This is a genomic window from Bacteriovorax sp. BSW11_IV, from assembly GCF_000447755.1.
Lineage (GTDB): Bacteria > Bdellovibrionota > Bacteriovoracia > Bacteriovoracales > Bacteriovoracaceae > BSW11-IV.
The window spans coordinates 209,807-227,687 of record NZ_AUNE01000045.1; the positions used below are offsets into that span (position 1 = coordinate 209,807).

Genomic DNA, 17,881 nt, shown 5'->3' on the forward strand with positions numbered 1-17,881 from the left:
CCCATTGAGTGCGAAGAAACAAGCCAAGGAAAAATCCTTGGCCCAACTTCTATAAATTGTTGATCAGATTACTTATTTCTTTCTTCTGAGCGTCAGAAAGCTCAGTGTAGTTCAGGTGAAGTCTGTTGATGGCATGAGCATTACTGAATTTTGAGAATAAATCAGTGGCCTGATTAATATCAAAATACTCTTTCTTGCGACCTTCATGGAGAGTTCTGACAACTTTCATCGTATATTTGCGCTTGTTGTTACTAGACGTATCAGCCGTATAGTACTTAGAAAGTCTTCCTGTTGATGAAGAGCGAATATACTCAACACCAATTGACTCGATATAATCTTGAATTTTTTCAAGCTTAGAAAGTTGATTACCATTGAAAGATTCGTAAATCTTTTCAGGAATTTGATTTTTAACAATAGCATTGGCGTACTTGTTTTTACTCATACGCAAAACCTTCATAAGGTAATGATCATCATGTTCAATATAATCTTCGATATTGGCAGGAATTTTATATTCATTCGAAGTTTGGAAATAATTCGAAAGAAGTTGTTCTAAGCATACCGCACGGTAGTGGAAATAAACCATAACGAACATGTGGTATCGGCTTAATAAAAAGTCATCAAAAGTAATAACGGCCCTTTCTGAAATACCTAAACAGGCTTCACCATCAATAATTGCAGGTTGAAGATTGTCGAGCATCCAATCAAGGTCGTATGAACCGTAACTTACTCCACAGAAGTAACTGTCTCTTAATAAATAGTCCATGCGATCACAGTCTAGCTCACTTGAAACAAGTTGGTGAAGCATACCGAAGTAATTAACACCCTCTACTGTGAAGTATGCTGGATCGTTGGTGAATCCAAGAACGAGGTCAGCAACATATTTACTTTCAAGACCAAATTTCTTTTCAACTAATTTAAAACTCTCTGTAAACGAACTGTCTACAATTGCTTTAATTGTATAGTCTTCGTGAGTTGCTTGGCGATTGCTCTTAATTTCTTCTGCCGTTAAAAATTGGTGAGGAATTTTAAGTTCACTAATTGAAGGCATCACCATCTCAGTAGAGTGAGACAGGGGAGCGTGACCAATATCGTGAAGTAGACAAGCAAGCTTGAAGGTTTCTTTTAAACGAATAATTTCTTTATTATGAAGTCTATCGCGAAAGAGTTTATCAAATGCAGTTGAACCAACGTGCATAACTCCAATCGAGTGGATAAAACGAGTGTGAGTTGCTCCTGGAAAAACATATTCAGAAAATCCAAGCTGTTTAATATTTCTTAGACGTTGAAAAAACTCTGCCCTGATAATTGGCACTTCTTCATCTAAGATGTGAATTGAGCCGTGTACTGGATCTCTAACTTCCATTGCTTTCCCCTAAGTCGCGCTTATTTTTTTTCTAAATTATTAACGTTTGCTTTTAACCATCGAGCAATGTCTGCAGATTCATGCATAGGTTTGTTATCAATATACAGGCAAGGAACTGTTCTTCTTCCTGTATCTGCAACAAGTCTGTTGAGATTCTCTCTATCTGCAAAAATGTCCTTGTAATCAACCTTTATCGACAGCTGGTCGATAACTTGTAGAACAATTTGGCAGTATGGGCAAGTTTCGTAATAAAAAAGCTCTAATTTTGGCGTCGCCATTTAGGAAGTCCTTATAAAAACGGCTCCAGTAGTGGAGCCGTTAGTTTGCTTTAATTTGATTTTGTTTAATAGTTGTCGTCGTCTTCTTCGTCATCTAGGCCCATGGCATAGAGTTCGTCCTCATCAAGAAGATCTTTTTCATCTTCATCATCAGGCTTGTCGAAGGCATCGTTATAACCCCAACCGTAGTTGTAGTCACCAGCACCTTGGTCTTCAAATTCATCATCAGGATTGAATTCTTCTTCAAGGCCAGTTTCAGCTTCTTCGTCTTCATCAAAATCAGCTTCAGCTTCACCAGCAACAGCAACTGTTTCTTCTTCTACAGCAACAACTTCAGTTGGCTCATCTAGCTTTTCTTCTTTTTCATATTCTTTTAAAGCTGCTTTCAAAGATGGATCAAGTTGAATTTCATTTTCTTTTTTGTATTTAGCAATTGCTTCTTCACGAGAAAGTTTAGAGTCTTTCTTTGATTTTTTAGCAGTTGTTTCTGATTTTTTAGCTGCAGTTTTTTTCGGCTCAGCTTTTTTTGCAGGGGCCTTTTTCGCTACAACTTTTTTCTCTACTGCTTTTTTAGCAGGAGTTTTCTTTGCTACAACTTTTTTTGCAGGAGCTTTCTTTTCAACTTTCTTGGCAGGTGCTTTTTTAGCGGCCACTTTTTTCGTTGCTACTTTTGTTGTCTTTTTAGCAGGAGCTTTTTTAGCGACAGCTTTTTTTGCAGTTGTTTTCTTTGCAACTTTTTTTACAGCTTTCTTCGCCGTTGTTTTTTTAGCTACGGCTTTTTTTGCAGGTGCTTTTTTAGTTGCAACTTTCTTTGCAGCGACTTTTTTCGCTGGAGCTTTTTTTACAGCTTTTTTCACAGTTGCTTTTTTAGCAGGTGCTTTTTTAACCGAAGCTTTCTTAGCAGGTGCTTTTTTTACAGCAACTTTTTTCGCTGCAGTAGGTTTTTTCGCTGCTTTTTTAGCAGGAGCTTTTTTCGTTACTTTTTTCGCCACAATATATTCCTTGTTATGAATTGAAAGTTGGTAGAATCCATCACAATTTATCGCCAGTATAGCGTTAAAAATTAACGATAATCAAGAATTTTTATGTCCTATTTTGCACTAGAATTTTAAATCGCCAAACTCTGAAAGTTGCCCTGGTGCAAGGAGGTTTACGAGGTTGGGTGAGCTGTATTCTTGGACTGAGTCAAACGATAGTCCAGTAGAGCGTGCCTCTGAATAAATGGTCTGCTGGCCTAAGGAAGTTTTTGAGCCATCAATACTTCCCATACCGATGAGCTTTGTTGAATAGAAGTTTCTTCTTGGGACTTCGCCTGAAGCTGTGTCACTCAATTGTCTTGGTCCAGGAATGTAACCTGTTGAAAATTGAGCAGGATCATAATCAGTAGGCGTCTTAAACGTCGAAAGATAGAAGTTTGGATAGTCTTGATTGGCAGAGGCCTCGTCGTTGAAAAAGCGAACAATAGCATCTGGAAGGGGCTCAATATTACACTTGGTTCCCGAGCCTTTGAAGAATTGGAAATATTTTGCTGCGATACTAAGTTTTGGCTTAGGCAATGTACAGTTGTTGATTTCGTTTTGTAGATTTCCTGTGTGGACAGTGTTGGCCGCGTCGAGGTAGCGGTCAGAGTTTCCTTGTCCTGAAGTATTGATATTTGTTTTCATGGCCGTGGCCACTTGTTCAAGAGAGCTTAAAAAATTATCCACGGCCGTTTGGCTGTAATTGATATAATCCACAATCGTCTGTGTGATGGCAGAAGGTGTATCGTACAAAGTCTCTGGTCCATATAGAGGAGCAAAGAGGTGGTAGTAGATATTTCCATAAGGAGTATCTTGGAGCTTTTCAACTGAAGGAATACTCGCCATTTTTGCACTATCGGCCTGAGCGTCAACGGCAAAGTGAGGGATCATATAATTTGCAGCTTCATAACGAGTCGGTTGGCGTACATTTTCTAGAGCTTCATTAATATTATTCGCATCTAGAACTACTGATCCGGTAGAGCTTGCAGGGAGATTTTCTAAGAAATATCTGAACTGATTGGCGTTATAGAGTCCCAGAGTTTCTGTACTATTATTGGCCTGAAGAACATTATTTGCATACAAAAGAGTCTCGATTGATTTAGGGTCCATTGGAGCTGAGTCACCAGGTCTTAGATCGTAAACGAGATTGGGAATACTAAACAGAGCGACATTTCCAGCAAGAGGGGCCCCGCCAATATCTTGAAATTGATTTTCAACCCAAAACGGGTTTGTTGTCATATTCCCTAGTGGAATCGGCATACCAGGTTTGAAAGTTAGTCCTGTTGTATTTAGGCCTGAGACATAATTATTTGAGCGCGCCTGTGGACCATCTGGCATACGAGGGCGAACGCTTTGTTTTCCTGGATCTGGAGCGAAAAGCATTGGCCCAATTTTTCCACCAAATGGTTTTGCCGCTGCATAGGCCTTAAGAGTGATCCCTTTTTCTCTGTCGCCAAATGGGTAGAACAGACCAATGTAATTGGCCTCACCTTTTACTGCATAGTAAGTGAGAACCTCTGGGTTTTTTACAAAACCAGTGAGGTAGCCAGGAACTGGAAGTGCCGTTTTTGATACACCACAAGTTGCTTGAATATCGACATTTCCAAGATCTCCAACAGTTTCACTATCACTTTCGTTGGAAACAAATGTGTGAAAGAAAGTTGCAAGATTAACAGGCATGGCCAGAAGATCGAGATAGTATTTTTCTACTTGTGCTCCACCTGGAAGAAGAACTCCACTAAGTGTTGCGGGGCTTGGAATATAAGGGGCAGGGGCAAGTTCTGTTAAAGTAAATGAACTCGCAAATTCATCACCATTATCTCCTGCACTTGAATCTTTAGTGGAGCCTCCAGATAAATTTCTAAAAGCACTCATGAAGGCCTTAATAGGTCTTTCATTTTTTGGATAACCGTTTGGATACTCAGCTTGAAGATCAGATACTGGTGTACAGGGAACTCCAGCATTATCTAGACAAATCGGTTGAGCAACAGGTGCTCTGTTGACGATATCTTCAAGGTTTCGCACGCGAAGCCCCAGTTCAATGGCCTGTGGCCATGCTCCCGGTCTTTGCGCCGCAAGCATTGGAGCATCAGAGAAAATTTCTTTTTTTGTTCCAAAGGCCCAAATCATGGCGGCCGCAAAATTCATATCAGAGCGCGCCGAACAGGCCTTTGCTTTAAGAGTTACAAATTGATTGATGGCGGATTCAAAATACTCACTTACATCGGGAAGCCCAACAGATTCAAAGCGAGGAAGACCCGGGATAGCATAAATCCCACAAATATTTCTCGAGCTACCAAAGTGCAAACAAATACTCGGGGCATTGAATGGATCGTAGTTTGTGGCCCCTGCAATTGTCGAGAGGCGAAAGTTGATACGATCACCTGTGATGGCGCTAGCATGAGTCTTAATATTTCCGCGCTGACCAATGACGTAATACTTGAACATCCATTCTTTATAAGTATTGCGAAGTTCCCAATTCAGGTAACCAATATTCGTAAGCTGGCGTGCTTGAGTGGCGGCCCCTGACCAGGCGGCGGCATCGACGGCATTTTGAAGATTGATTTTGGCCTTAACAAAAAGCCCGACATTGATGACAAAGGCGAGCATTGTCATAAGAACGATCAGAACAATTCCGAGGAAAATACTCAACTGTCCACGCTCATCTTTTGTGAAAGCGCTTTTCGTTTTTACGAGTGAATTGTGAGAATTTCTAAAAACTCTATCATCCATTGGAATCATTCCTTAGTGTCTTAATGCTACTGGAGCCACAGTGGAGCGTCAATTTTTGTCCACTAAATCTTTGGAATTATATTTCAAAGCGCGTGCGTCAAAATGGCCTGAATTTTGTAACTACGAAGGTCAGGACCATGGAGAGGTCTGCGCCCATGGACGTGGAACGTTGGCTTAGCAGGCAACCCCTTCACAAGTATCACTTTTCTTTGAACCACATCCACTCGGATGTTTCTTACTCTGAGCATCGCGGGGTGCTCAGAGCGCCTTTTTTACCCGCTATAAAGGGGTTTGAGGAATTGGTACAATGATTAGATGAGGAGGACGTATTTAGTATGAAAATCAGGCAAGTTCACAATCCGTTAGAAAATCGCGTTTTTAAATATAAGAATCCGAGTATGGAATTTTACTGCCCTCTTTGTCGCACTAAAAGAGCGTTCACTTCAACACCACGTATGTCTGTTAAAAATTATTTTCAATGTGTTTTAACGACAGCTTTTCTCATGGCCTGCTTTTGGCCGCTTATGGGATTTAAATCTTTTTTCATTTTCTTTTTTGTGTGGGCCGCTTTTGAAGCGGGAGTACGAATGAATTTTAGAAAAGAAATTCCATGCCCTCATTGTGGCTTCGATGCTTCATGGTATAAGAAGGATGTGAAGAAGGCGCATAAAATTGTGACTGACTTTTGGCAGAGCAAGGCCCCTCACGAAAATAACGCCCAAGGCTAAAAAAATATTTATCACGCATATAGTCTTTTGGATTTTAAAATCAAGTCTTTAGCACTAGGTCTTTCTATCATCTTATTGCACCTCTAAAATATGACTTCTAAATCGATGATCTTCGTACTATCTTCGATGTCACATTATTAATGTAAGTCATACTGGGATTCTAAAGTTGTTCCCATTATGTTTTGGAGGAATCGCATGAGCGTAAACAAGGTAATTTTAATTGGTCGTCTAGGACAAGATCCTGAACTTAAGTACACACCAGCTGGTGCAGCTGTTTGTTCATTCACACTTGCTACAAGTGAATCATGGACAGACAAGTCTGGTCAAAAACAAGAAAAAACTGAATGGCACAGAGTTGTTGTTTGGGGAAAACTAGGTGAACTTTGTAACCAATACCTAGCTAAAGGTAGACAAGCATTTGTTGAAGGTGCTCTTCAAACAAGAAGCTGGGAACAAGACGGTCAAAAAAGATATATGACAGAAATTAACGCAAAAAGCGTTCAATTCTTAGGTGGTCAAGCTGGTGCAGGAGCTGGTTCAAATGCTTCTTACGGTCAAAGAGACAATAGCATGAACCAAGAGCCATCATTTAGATCACAAGAAACAGCTATGAATCAAGATTATGATATCTCAACAGATTCTAGCTTCACTGCTGATGACATTCCGTTTTAGTCATTAACAGATCATCATTTAGAAGTCACAATTAAAGGGAGCATTTTTGCTCCCTTTATCATATCTGGAGTTCAGATGAAAAATATTGTGATCGTCGTATCTTTTGTTTTTGGTATTATTGCTGGTAAGTTTTATTTCACCGAAGATGCTGTGAAAGTTCCGGTAAACGAGTCCGCCCCAATTTCTAAAGTCCAAGAAAAACCGCAAATTGATTTTGAAGAATACCTCACATTAAAAAATGAAAGAGAAAAATACCTTAAGGCCGAAGAGTTGTATGGAAAAATGATGATCATGTTTCTAGCAAGTATTGGCCTAAGAGAGCAGGGGATCGTTAAGCAGATTCAGCAAGAGCGCGAAAGTTATGTGGCTGGTCTTGAGCAAAAAATTAAAGAAAGTGAATCTCTTTTGAAAGAAAAGCAAAGTGAGATTTCAAATTTTGAAAAACGTTTTGAAGACGTTCGTGCTGCCAATGATAAGAATGATAAAAAAGAAGAGAATAATAAGAAGACCAAAGAGTCTGAAGTTTTAGAGCGATTGCAAAAGAGTACTTATATGACTTCAAATGATCGTCTTCTTATGAAAAGTCTTTTTGGAGAGTTTTCTGGTCAGATCACAATGAAGGGAAAGAATTATTTTATGGTTGTGAAATCAACATTTAGAAAAAATGCTGATAAGCAAATAGATGGTGAGGCCAATATTTTATTATATGAAGGTGACAAAGAAGTTTCTAATAGTACAAGTCGTGGTGACAATAGGGCCTTTCGTTCAGTTGATAGCAGTTCAAATTCTTTTATTGTGGAAATCAGTCCAGATATTTTTGCTGAGTTGGAATATGTTAACAATGGAGACTATTTAAAAGGTCTTATTTATGACAAAGTCGGTAAGCAAATCGGAAAAACTTTAGGTCTCGAAAGACAATAGGAAATTTCAAATAGTTGTTTGCTTCTAGGCCAAAAATATGGGCAGAATGCTCTGTCCATTCTCATCTAATTTCAGTCTGTTATAACGTCATTTTATATTTAGGAAATCATTCAAAAAATCCGATAAGATGAGAGATGGTCTCCTAAGGAATAAACTATGAACGAACAAACTAAGACAGACAGAATGAGCTTTTTTTCAGTATCTTTTGATCTTGTGGTACTTGGAAAAGAGTTGCCCTATGAATTGTATGTTAATTCATCGACATTGAAAGATAGAGAGCGTTTTGTTCGCATTCATGCTCAAGGAAACCCACTTTACTTGGAAGAATTAAAAAGCTTCCAGCAAAAATATCATCAACTCTATGTTCTTGAGGAACAAAGAGATTCATACTTAAGATCACTCATTGATGTTAAAGGTCTACCTGATTTTAAAAAAGCAGAGGTCATTAAAGATTCTGCCATCGTTTATTTGAATAAACTTTTTGATACTGAAAAAGTGTTTTCAACTGAAATTCTTAATGATGTCATTAGCGGTTGTAGAGATTCTGTTGAAAGTATGGTTGATGTTATTCAGGATTACGATATTGGTGAAGTTCAAAAGATGATTGCTGATCTTAGCTTTCATGACTTCTATACATACGACCACTCAATTAACGTATCGATGTATTGTATTTCACTATTTAAGGCCCTAAATCCAAAGGCCACAAAAGAAGATCTTGTCATGGCCGGTCTTGGTGGACTTTTACATGATCTTGGTAAAATTCAAATTCCAACACAGATTCTAAATAGTGCGGATGGACTTTCTGATGAAGAGTTCAATACGATTAAAAAACACCCTGGCTTTGGTAAAGAGTTGATTGAATCAGGTCATGTGCAAATGCCTGGAATTAACTTTGATGTAATTAAACGTGTCGTATATGAGCACCATGAAAATTACAATGGTACTGGTTATCCAAACAAGGTTAAAGGTGACGATATTCACTTGATGGCGCGTATTTGTGCAATTGCAGATTTTTTTGATGCTATTACAACAAAGCGTTCTTACCATGAAGCGCTTACTGTTGAAGATGCTCTTTCAATTATGGAAAGATCTGTCGGTAGAAAGATCGATCCAAAACTTTTTGAGATATTCAAATCTAACGTGAACAACGTTGTTCTTAAAGGGAAGTCCAATAAAGAACTACCTGATAGCTTTGATCCATGTATGCCTCACAAGGTACTTCCTCTTGAGACAGTAAGAGTGAAGAAAATGGATCACGAACTCTTCAAGAAAGAAGAAAACTACGGAAAAGTAAAAACAGATAAGAAAAAAGTGGCATAAAAAAACCTCCCAATCGGGAGGTTTTTTTTATTGTGCTTCGGCCGGTGCCGTTGTCGCTGGAGTTGTTTCAACAGGAGTTGTAGCATCCGAGTTAAGGGGAGCTGCGATAGGCGTCTCACCATCAAGGATAGACTTTTGGTCTTTACCTGTTTGTAGCTTAGTAAGAAGAATACAGTTACCAATGAAGATAATAACTAGCACTGTTGTAATCTTAGTTAGGATATTTCCTTTTTGAGAGCCTGAGAATACAGCATCACTTGCTCCACCTGAAAGAAGACCTGCTTCAGCTCCTTTACCAAATTGCATAAGTACTGAAAGAATCAGTAGGGCCGAAATAAAAGCGTGAAAAATCATCAATGAAGTAACCATTTGAACTTCCTATATCGTTTCGTTGATAACTAAGGGAAAAAAATACCAGAAGTTTTAGCTAGTTGGCAAGGGGAAGAACTGAACTAAATAGATTTTAGATAAAGGCCCTTGAGTTATAATCATTATATTTTCAAAACCTTAGGGAGCTTTTGGCCTAATTGACGAAAATTTGTTTTGCCCTTCTAATGAAGATTAGGAGTGATTTTATGACAAAAATTCTACAAATTAAGTCTCGCGAGGATTTGAAGATCTCATCTTTGAAAAAAGGGGAGATTCACAAGCTCTATATTCATATCTCAAACAACCCCATGGGGGTTCCTTACAAAGTCCCATTGATTATTGCCAGAGGGGAAAAACCGGGGCCGACTCTTGGGATTACGGCGGCCATTCACGGAAATGAGCTCAATGGCCTTTCTACAATTTTTAAGCTTTTTGATAAGATTGATGTGAAAAAGCTTGCTGGTACGATCGTTGCCGTACCTGTTTCGAACGTCCCGGGTTATTTGAATAAACAGCGCTATTTCTCTGATGGTGTGGATATCAACCGTGTAATGCCTGGTAAGCCTAAAGGGAAGCCATCTGAGATTTATAGTTACTTCTTTACGAAAAAAATTGTATCGCAATTTGACTACCACTTAGACCTTCACACGGCGAGTTTTGGTAAGGTGAATAGTTTGTATATTCGCGCGGACCTCGATAACCAAGAAACTCGCAAAATGGCCTTCTGTCAAAACCCTCATATTATCGTACAAAAGTATGATGAGTCCGGAACTCTTAGAGGGTGGGCCAATTCAAAAGGGATACCTAGTATTACCATTGAAATTGGAAACCCAAATACATTCCAACACAATCTAATCGATGAGACGTTAGATGGTATTGTGAATACAATGAAGGCACTCAAAATGATTCCTGGGAAAGTGAAGAACTATCTTGAGAACTCAGTAATTTGTGATCATTCTTTTTGGTTGTATTCAACGACTGGAGGAATTATTGACGTAGTTCCGATGTTGACAGATAAAATTCATAAAGGACAAGTAATTGCCAATATCTACAATGTCTTTGGTGAACTCAAAGATCAAATTATTTCGGATCATGACGGGGTTGTGATTGGGAAGAACGTTAGCCCATGTTGTGAAGCGGGTGACCGCATTCTCCACCTAGGGCTAGAGGCCGAAGCTTCGAAGTATTAAAACTTCGAGGCCTCATTACAAAGGTCCGCAAAGTCGCGGGCCTTAAGGCTGGCACCACCAACAAGGGCACCATCAATATCTTCGTGACTTAATAGTTCAAAAACATTATCAGGCTTCACAGAACCACCATAAAGAATGACAGTTTCCTCAGAATCAAAATTTGTTTTTTCTTTTAGATAATTTCTAATGAATGTATGCACTTCGCCAGCTTGTTTAGGAGTCGCAGTAACACCTGTACCGATGGCCCAAACAGGTTCGTAGGCAAGAATGATTTTTTTCAATGAACTCTTCTCAAGGTCTTTGAGACCGTTTGCAAGCTGAGTTTCGATGACTTTGAAAGTGTTCCCACTCTTTCTTTGTTCTAGAGTTTCTCCAATACAAAAAACAACTTCTAAACCATGAGTAAGAGCAAGTTTTGTTTTTTCATTGAGAAGTTCATCGTCTTCTTTGAATATTGATCGTCTTTCAGAGTGACCAATTAGTGTAAAGTGTACTCCCATATCCGTTAGAGATAGGGGAGAAATATCACCTGTGAATGCGCCATTATTTTTATGAGAGGCGTTTTGGGCACCTACCTTAACATTAAGGGAGCCAGCAAGAGAGAGCACCTCTGGGATGTGGATAAACTGCGGAGCAATACCTGCCACACATTTCCAATCTGGCTTAAAGCTAGAGAGTTCATTGAAGAACGTTCTTACTTCAGCAAGGTTTTGATTCATTTTCCAATTTCCGTAGATCACTTTCTTTCTTGTCATCATTGACTCCCGTTAAAATCCTTTTTAATCGATACCAAATTTAAGAGCTTGAATACCTGGAAGAGTTCCTTCTTCGATGAATTCAAGAGAAGCACCACCACCAGTAGAGATATGGTCCATCTTATCAGCTAGACCAGATTTCTTAACGGCAGAAACAGAGTCTCCACCACCGATTAGAGTGTATGCTTTGCTATCTGCAAGTGCTTCAGCAATAGCGAAAGTTCCAGCAGAATAATCTTCATTTTCAAATAATCCCATTGGACCATTCCAAAGAACAGTCTTAGCTTTGAAAAGAACGTCTTTAAATAGAGTTGTTGAACGAGGACCAATATCTAGCCCCATCATATCTTCAGGGATTTTGGCATCGTTAACAACTTGAGGATCTCCGCCAAATGTTTTTGAACAAACATGGTCTTTAGGAAGAACGATTTTCTTACCATTTGGAGATTTTAATACTTTTGTAGCAAGAGCAACATCCTCGTCAGAACAAAGTGAGATACCAGTATCAACACCTGAAGCTTTTAAGAATGGGTAGGCCATGGCCCCACCAATAAGAAGATCAGAAACGTTTGAAAGTAGTCTTTCAATAATTTTGATCTTATCACTTACTTTGGCGCCACCAACGATGGCCACAAATGGTTGAGCTGGAGAGTTTACAACTTTGTTAAGAGCTTCAATCTCTCTTCTTAGCAGAAAGCCACCAACAGCTTTATTTTTAAAGAATGCAACGATACCATAAGTTGAAGCGTGCTTTCTGTGAGCTGTGCCAAAAGCATCGTTTACATAAATGTCTCCGTAAGTTGCAAGTGTCTTAGCAAACTCACGATCATTTTTTGTTTCTTCTTTGTGGTAACGAAGATTCTCAAGAAGGATAATTCTATTTTGCTTAAGTGACAGAAGAGTTTTAATCCCTGAATCTGTACAAGATTCAGAAAGGATCACTTCTTCGCCTAAAACTTCTGCAAGATATTTAGCAACTGGCTCTAGAGAAAATTCAGGTTCTTTCTTGTCACCACTTGGACGACCAAGGTGACTCATAAGAACTAGTTTTTTCGCTCCATTATCTAGAATATAACGAATAGTTTGTAGGGCTTCGTCGATACGAGTTGTATCGGTAATCTTAGTGTGATCATTCTTATCTAGAGGCACGTTAAAATCAAAACGTGCCACTACATTTTTATCAGTTAAAGAAATTTCATCAACGTACTTTAATGCCATGATTAAAGCCTTTGACCGATGAATGAACAAAGATCAATAACTCTATTCGAGAAACCAGCTTCGTTATCGTACCAAGCAACAACTTTTACATTTGTTCCGCCCATTACGTTTGTAAGCTCAGCATCGATCATTGAAGATTCTCTCATACCCATAAAATCAACACTTACTAGAGGCTCTGTAGTATATCCTAGGATACCTTTCATCGCTCCTTCTGAAGCCGCTTTAAAAGCAGCGTTTACTTCTTCTTTTGTTACACTCTTTTTCAGAGTTACATTTAGGTCTACAAGTGAAACGTTTGGAGTTGGAACGCGAATTGCGTAACCATCAAGTTTTCCTTTAAGTTCAGGAATAACAAGACCAACAGCTTTTGCAGCACCTGTCGTTGTTGGGATCATAGAAACAGCAGCAGCGCGTGCACGTCTAAGATCTTTATGTGAAGAATCTAGGATTCTTTGGTCACCTGTGTATGAGTGAACAGTCGTCATGAAACCTGACTCAATTCCAAAAGTATCGTTAAGAACTTTTGCAACTGGAGCAAGACAGTTAGTTGTACAAGATGCATTCGATACGATGTTGTGTTTTGTTGTATCGTAGTCAGCATCGTTGATACCCATAACAAAAGTACCATCAAGGTCTTTACCTGGAGCACACATGATAACTTTTTTAACAGTTCCTCTCATGTGCTTACCAAGGCCCGCCATATCTTTGAACACACCAGTTGCATCGATAACGATATCAACTTTGTTTGTTGCCCAAGGAATTTCTTCTGGGTCACGATATTTGTGGAATGTAATTTTATGTCCGTTGATATCTAGAATGTGACCATCTTCGATTGAAACGTCAGCATTAAATTTACCAAATACAGAGTCGTATCTTAGAAGGTGAACATATTCTTCTGGAAGACCTGGGCTGTTAACTGCCACTACTTCGATATCTTGAATGTTTCTGTTAAAAATTTCGCGAAGAACTGTTCTACCAATTCTTCCCATACCGTTGATACCAACTTTAATTTTGGTCATTTCCGTACTCCACAGTGATTGAAATAAAATAAGAGAATATTGGGGGAACTATGCCATAAATAACGCAAAAGGGCTATGTGTGGGACGCGATTTTGACAGATTTTGCCTGCTCTCGAAGAATAGGCGGATTGTGCGGTAAGCTATAAGATATGAAGCTCGAATCAGGCGTTAAGCACTACGCTACCAAACAAGATTACATCAATAAGAGGCCTGGAATTCAGGCCCTAAAGAGTGCCGAAGGGCTAAAAAACCTAGAAAAAGGGTCTGAAATCAAAGATGCAGTGCCAAAGACCCAGGAAAAGGTCGAGATTTCACAAGAGGCCAAAGAAGTTCAGAAGGCGCAGCAGCTAGAAAAGGCAAAAATCTCAAAAGATTCCATCAAAGAAAACCTTAAACAAAATGTCTCGGAAGTGAAGGGCGCCGGCAAAAGACTGGCCGAAGATGCGCTTGGTGCTGCTAAAAACTTAATAACAACTCCTGGAATCGGACTTATTGTTCCAGACATTTCTTTCTCAAGTTCTGGCAATGAGGCGCTTAATGAAGTCAAACCAGTAGAAATCAAAACGTTGGACGAGATCAATAGGCCAGGAATTTTCTTTATAAGTGGTCTACATTTAAACGGAATAAGTAGTGATGGGGGGTTGCCTGATCTTGTCGCAGAACTTGAAGGGGCAGAGCATTTTTCATGGAAAGATGAAGATACTGTTTTACAAGAAATTTTGCGCAGACCTTCAGATACTCCTCTCGTTCTTGTTGGGCATAGTTTAGGTGGAGATGCCGCAGTTTCTATTGCGAATAAATTGAACTCATTAAAAAATGGTTTTAGAAAAGTAGATCTTCTTGTAACGCTTGATAGTGTGGGATTTGATAATGATATTATTCCAGTAAATGTTAAAAAGAATTTGAATTTCATTGGTGATAAAGATGTTTTTTTCAATGATGGTCCAAATATCGCACGAGATATTTCTAGAACAGAAGTTGTAAATGAATTAAGGCCTGAGAGTCATACTCAATTAGATGAGGCCAAGGATATTCAAGAAAAAATTTACGACAACGTAAGAACAGTAATGAATGATTTTAAACATCTCAAAAGAATAGAAAAGCTAGGACAGATGGTATAAAAAAAGGCCCTTTTACAAGGGCCTTTTTATTATTTAAGACAAGCGATTTGTGCTTTTGCTTTTGCGATAACTTCAGAAGAATTTGTCTTAAGGCCTGCAACTCTTTTTCTTGCAGAATCAATTTCAAATGAATCTTTGTAGTCACAGTATTGTTCAATATAAAGTTCTTCAGCTGTCAAAAGAGAGTTCTTTGCTTTTTTTGATAGATAGTCAAACGACTCAACAGCAATTCTTAATTCAGATAAAATAACGGCATCATCTTTTTCACATGTAGGTGACACGATCTTGTCTGAAAGAGTTTTTACAGAATTAAGGATTCTTCCCGCTTCAAGAACGGCCATGTTTGCTTTTCTAACGTTATCTTCACAACCGCTACCTTCAGCGAATGAAGCAATAGAAATAAAGGCGAAAGTAAGTGCTAAAATTGATTTCATATATGGCCCCCAAATGAATTTGTTTTTACATTCGGGGCACTATAGGTATTTATTGAATCTTCGCCTAGAGGCGTTGAAGTATTTTTACTTCATGGTGGGGGAGCGTGTAAATTTTACTATTCACAGCTCTTGTCGGCCTCATCAACATCGTATGTTTGGTTGTCGAAGTCCAGTCTTAGACACGATGTTTTTCCTTTTTCTTTTAACTCGACGATAGAGAAGTGAATGTCCTCACACTCTTGTATATCAAGCATAAAGCTACCAAGAACAGTTGAGCTGTCTTGATAGAAGCGAACCTCATTAATAAAACTTTGGCAGTCTAAAATAACTTTTGAAAATTTACTATTTTGAATTTCGAACATGTATTCAAAGTCAGTAGGCCTATAGTCATCGACTTTTAGATTCAGCCCTGCTGCAAATGCATTGGTGCTTAGTAAGAGGGTGAATAACAAGGGCAATGTCTTAAAGTTGATTAGTTTTCTCATATAAAGCTAATCGGAGGAAAAAAGTCGGGCTTTAGAGCGTTTGAGCTTTTTGGTATACTTTTTGAGTAAAAAATATGGAAGATTAGTAATTTCAATTGGTTGGGGTTTGCTGTTCTTTCCAATGAAAAATAAAGATTCAATTGTGATTGTTCTTTTTAAATTCAAAAAATTCAAGAGAGTTAATATTTGGGTCTGCTTGGCAAAACTTGGGCACTCTCTTAATTTTTAATGGCATTCTTTAAGAATGTTGTCTTTTACAGTCCTTAGTTTAAATGATGTCCAGAGAGAGGGTCTTAAGCAGTGTTAGAATAGGGGAAAGGGGGCCTCTATGGACAATAAAACTAAGAGAAATAAATTCGTTCTTTTTGTTCAAACTCTTTTGGGTGCCGTACTCGCGATTAAAGGGTTTGATGGATTTGTAAATTTTTTGCCACAAGCTGATCAAACGACAATAGGGATGAACTTCATCTCCGCCATGAAAGAAACGGGATATCTTTTTTTCTTACTTAAGGGAACGGAGATTCTTTGTGGATCGCTACTTATTATGAATATTTTTGTGCCACTGACTCTCGTTGTTCTGGCGCCAGTAATTATGAACATTTTTTTATTTGAAGTATTTTTGAATTTTTCTTTCGCAAGCTTATTGCTGCCCTTAGTGGTCAGTGCTTGCGAGATTTATTTATTCTGGCACTACCGCAATTTATTTACTTGGCTACTGAAGTATCAGATTCATACTGACCTTAACTCTTATGAGAGTCCAGAGATTATCATTTTGAGTGAAGTACGAGAGAAGAATCCTGAGGCCTATAATAAGATTACAAGTATTGATGGAATAAAACAGATTATTACTCATTAAAAAAAAAGGAGATCATTTGATCTCCTTTTTATTCTCTATAATCTAAAATCATTTTAAGTTCGTGCAGTCGTCTCTTGAAAAGATATGTCAAAATAGTTGATGCAATTGTAAGTCCGACGGCAAGCCCAGCCCAAAGACCAGCTGCTTCCATCTCAAACTTGAAAGCAAGTAGAAGGCCAACTGGAATTGCGATGAGCCAGTAACCACAAAACGATAAAAGCATCGGTAATTTGCTAATTCCAAGACCTCTTAGAATCCCCCACATTGTCACTTGTAATCCGTCAGGAATTTGGAAGAGGGCAACGTAGAGAAAGAGGGCCGCACCATATTTAATTACCTCAGGGTCTGAAGTAAAAAGAGACATAATTTGATTTGGAAATAAAAAGTACAAAGATGCAGTAATGAGCATATAGGCTTCGGCCATAAACACACAACCAAATGCATAGTTCTTTATGAGTTCGCGGTCTCTTCTACCAAGAGCGTAACTTACTTTTACGCCAGCGGTACCATTAATAGCGAGAGGAACCATGAAAGTTAGACCCGCAATTGTCAGTACAATATTGTGAGAGGCCGAGGCCACCACTGACATCTTTCCAATTAGAACAGTCACAGTTGAGAACATCAACACTTCAATAAAAGTACCCATTCCAACAGGTAAACCTAGTTTTATAAGTTCTTTGAAAGATTCTTTTTTGAAGTGAATCTCCAAAGGCAGCTTCTTATAAGCGTAAATGATGATAATGAACGCAAGTAAGAATCTTGTAATTACAGTAGCTATGGCAGCGCCTTTAATACCCATTTCGGGAATAGGGCCGTAACCAAACATCAGAAGGTAGTTCATAGCAAGGTTTGTAATATTCATTAAAATAATTAAAACGTTGGCAAAGATCGTTTTATCGAAAGCTTGTAAGTACTCTTTCGCGACTTGAAAAATAAGTGCAGGCAAAATAGAGATATTCACCCAAAATAAATATGTCTCAACAAGGGGAACAATCTCTGGAGTAAGGCCAATATGTTTTACAAAGAAAGTAAAAACAAGCAGGGCGGTGCAAATAACTGTCGCTAGTATTAGTCCCAGTGATAGAGAACTTCCCCAGACGCCATTTTCATGAGGATCAACTTCTTCACCGCGCATTCTTGCTGTGATTGAACTCACTGAAAAAAGAGTAGAAATCCCAATCATAATAAAAGGGGCCACTATACCAGAGGCAACACCGATTGATGATACAGCTTCTGTTGAGTAGCGACCGGCAACAAAAATATCGCCGACGTTAAAAAGCATCTGTCCAACTTGGCCAATAACGAGTGGAATAGTGAATAGGATAAGCTCTTTGAGTCTTTTTGTTACTGTTGAGATAATCATATGAAAAGGTATACAGGAATTAAAAAATAAGGGCAAT

The 17,881-nt window shown here is 38.6% G+C and carries 18 protein-coding genes; 7 read left to right on the forward strand and 11 right to left on the reverse strand.

Annotated features, from left to right (window positions below):
• Window positions 1-49: 49 nt before the first annotated feature.
• The 4 genes from M899_RS12910 to M899_RS12925 all read right to left on the reverse strand — a co-directional run bounded on the left by M899_RS12910 (window position 50) and on the right by M899_RS12925 (window position 5,393).
• On the reverse strand, window positions 50-1,363 hold the full coding sequence (locus M899_RS12910) for an HD domain-containing protein (protein WP_021271872.1): 1,314 nt from the start codon (window positions 1,361-1,363) through the stop codon (window positions 50-52).
• Window positions 1,364-1,383: 20 nt separating this feature from the next.
• Window positions 1,384-1,641, reverse strand: coding sequence for a glutaredoxin family protein (locus tag M899_RS12915; RefSeq protein ID WP_021271734.1), 258 nt, complete (start codon window positions 1,639-1,641; stop codon window positions 1,384-1,386).
• 65 nt (window positions 1,642-1,706) lie between these two features.
• Window positions 1,707-2,633, reverse strand: coding sequence for a hypothetical protein (locus tag M899_RS18240; protein ID WP_021271779.1), 927 nt, complete (start codon window positions 2,631-2,633; stop codon window positions 1,707-1,709).
• A gap of 108 nt (window positions 2,634-2,741) precedes the next feature.
• Window positions 2,742-5,393, reverse strand: a complete 2,652-nt coding sequence (locus M899_RS12925; protein ID WP_021271905.1) for a TadE/TadG family type IV pilus assembly protein — start codon at window positions 5,391-5,393, stop codon at window positions 2,742-2,744.
• Window positions 5,394-5,728: 335 nt separating this feature from the next.
• On the opposite strand from M899_RS12925, the gene M899_RS12930 reads away from it, so the two are divergent.
• From M899_RS12930 to M899_RS17895, 4 genes are all read left to right on the forward strand, one after another.
• Window positions 5,729-6,121 (forward strand): hypothetical protein, encoded by a 393-nt coding sequence (locus M899_RS12930; protein WP_021271746.1) that lies wholly within the window; start codon window positions 5,729-5,731, stop codon window positions 6,119-6,121.
• Window positions 6,122-6,316: 195 nt separating this feature from the next.
• Window positions 6,317-6,793 carry a single-stranded DNA-binding protein gene (locus M899_RS12935; protein ID WP_021271918.1) on the forward strand — a complete coding sequence of 159 codons (477 nt, stop codon included), beginning with the start codon at window positions 6,317-6,319 and terminating at the stop codon, window positions 6,791-6,793.
• Between the two features lie 75 nt (window positions 6,794-6,868).
• Window positions 6,869-7,714 (forward strand): hypothetical protein, encoded by an 846-nt coding sequence (locus M899_RS12940; protein ID WP_021271921.1) that lies wholly within the window; start codon window positions 6,869-6,871, stop codon window positions 7,712-7,714.
• 156 nt (window positions 7,715-7,870) lie between these two features.
• The gene (locus M899_RS17895; RefSeq protein ID WP_021271752.1) at window positions 7,871-9,034 is read left to right on the forward strand and encodes an HD-GYP domain-containing protein; all 1,164 of its coding nucleotides are present in this window, start codon (window positions 7,871-7,873) and stop codon (window positions 9,032-9,034) included.
• 27 nt (window positions 9,035-9,061) lie between these two features.
• Here M899_RS17895 and secG read toward each other — a convergent pair whose 3' ends face one another.
• Window positions 9,062-9,403 (reverse strand): preprotein translocase subunit SecG, encoded by a 342-nt coding sequence (gene secG / locus M899_RS17900; RefSeq protein WP_021271853.1) that lies wholly within the window; start codon window positions 9,401-9,403, stop codon window positions 9,062-9,064.
• A 206-nt stretch (window positions 9,404-9,609) separates the two neighbouring features.
• On the opposite strand from secG, the gene M899_RS12955 reads away from it, so the two are divergent.
• Window positions 9,610-10,593: a succinylglutamate desuccinylase/aspartoacylase family protein gene (locus M899_RS12955; protein ID WP_021271846.1), complete on the forward strand. Its 984-nt coding sequence runs from the start codon at window positions 9,610-9,612 to the stop codon at window positions 10,591-10,593.
• On the opposite strand, the gene tpiA is transcribed toward M899_RS12955, so the two are convergent.
• Genes tpiA through gap form a run of 3 tightly spaced genes read right to left on the reverse strand, consistent with a single transcriptional unit; the run spans window position 10,590 to window position 13,585 of the window.
• Complete coding sequence (gene tpiA, locus M899_RS12960; RefSeq protein ID WP_021271736.1) at window positions 10,590-11,348, reverse strand: triose-phosphate isomerase; 759 nt, start codon at window positions 11,346-11,348, stop codon at window positions 10,590-10,592. The genes M899_RS12955 and tpiA overlap by 4 nt on opposite strands.
• Before the next feature lie 24 nt (window positions 11,349-11,372).
• Window positions 11,373-12,566 carry a phosphoglycerate kinase gene (gene pgk, locus M899_RS12965; protein ID WP_021271776.1) on the reverse strand — a complete coding sequence of 398 codons (1,194 nt, stop codon included), beginning with the start codon at window positions 12,564-12,566 and terminating at the stop codon, window positions 11,373-11,375.
• A 2-nt stretch (window positions 12,567-12,568) separates the two neighbouring features.
• Entirely contained in the window at window positions 12,569-13,585 is a 1,017-nt protein-coding gene (gene gap / locus M899_RS12970) for a type I glyceraldehyde-3-phosphate dehydrogenase (protein ID WP_021271902.1), read from the reverse strand.
• A 149-nt stretch (window positions 13,586-13,734) separates the two neighbouring features.
• Here gap and M899_RS12975 point away from each other — a divergent pair, with 149 nt between their 5' ends.
• Window positions 13,735-14,706, forward strand: a complete 972-nt coding sequence (locus tag M899_RS12975; RefSeq protein ID WP_021271857.1) for a hypothetical protein — start codon at window positions 13,735-13,737, stop codon at window positions 14,704-14,706.
• A gap of 29 nt (window positions 14,707-14,735) precedes the next feature.
• Here M899_RS12975 and M899_RS12980 read toward each other — a convergent pair whose 3' ends face one another.
• Window positions 14,736-15,140, reverse strand: coding sequence for a hypothetical protein (locus M899_RS12980; RefSeq protein WP_021271747.1), 405 nt, complete (start codon window positions 15,138-15,140; stop codon window positions 14,736-14,738).
• A gap of 116 nt (window positions 15,141-15,256) precedes the next feature.
• Entirely contained in the window at window positions 15,257-15,625 is a 369-nt protein-coding gene (locus tag M899_RS12985; RefSeq protein WP_155897213.1) for a hypothetical protein, read from the reverse strand.
• Window positions 15,626-15,953: 328 nt separating this feature from the next.
• Here M899_RS12985 and M899_RS17905 point away from each other — a divergent pair, with 328 nt between their 5' ends.
• Entirely contained in the window at window positions 15,954-16,481 is a 528-nt protein-coding gene (locus M899_RS17905; RefSeq protein ID WP_021271887.1) for a hypothetical protein, read from the forward strand.
• Window positions 16,482-16,509: 28 nt separating this feature from the next.
• On the opposite strand, the gene M899_RS13000 is transcribed toward M899_RS17905, so the two are convergent.
• Window positions 16,510-17,844: an MATE family efflux transporter gene (locus M899_RS13000; protein WP_021271930.1), complete on the reverse strand. Its 1,335-nt coding sequence runs from the start codon at window positions 17,842-17,844 to the stop codon at window positions 16,510-16,512.
• Between the last annotated feature and the right edge of the window lie 37 nt (window positions 17,845-17,881).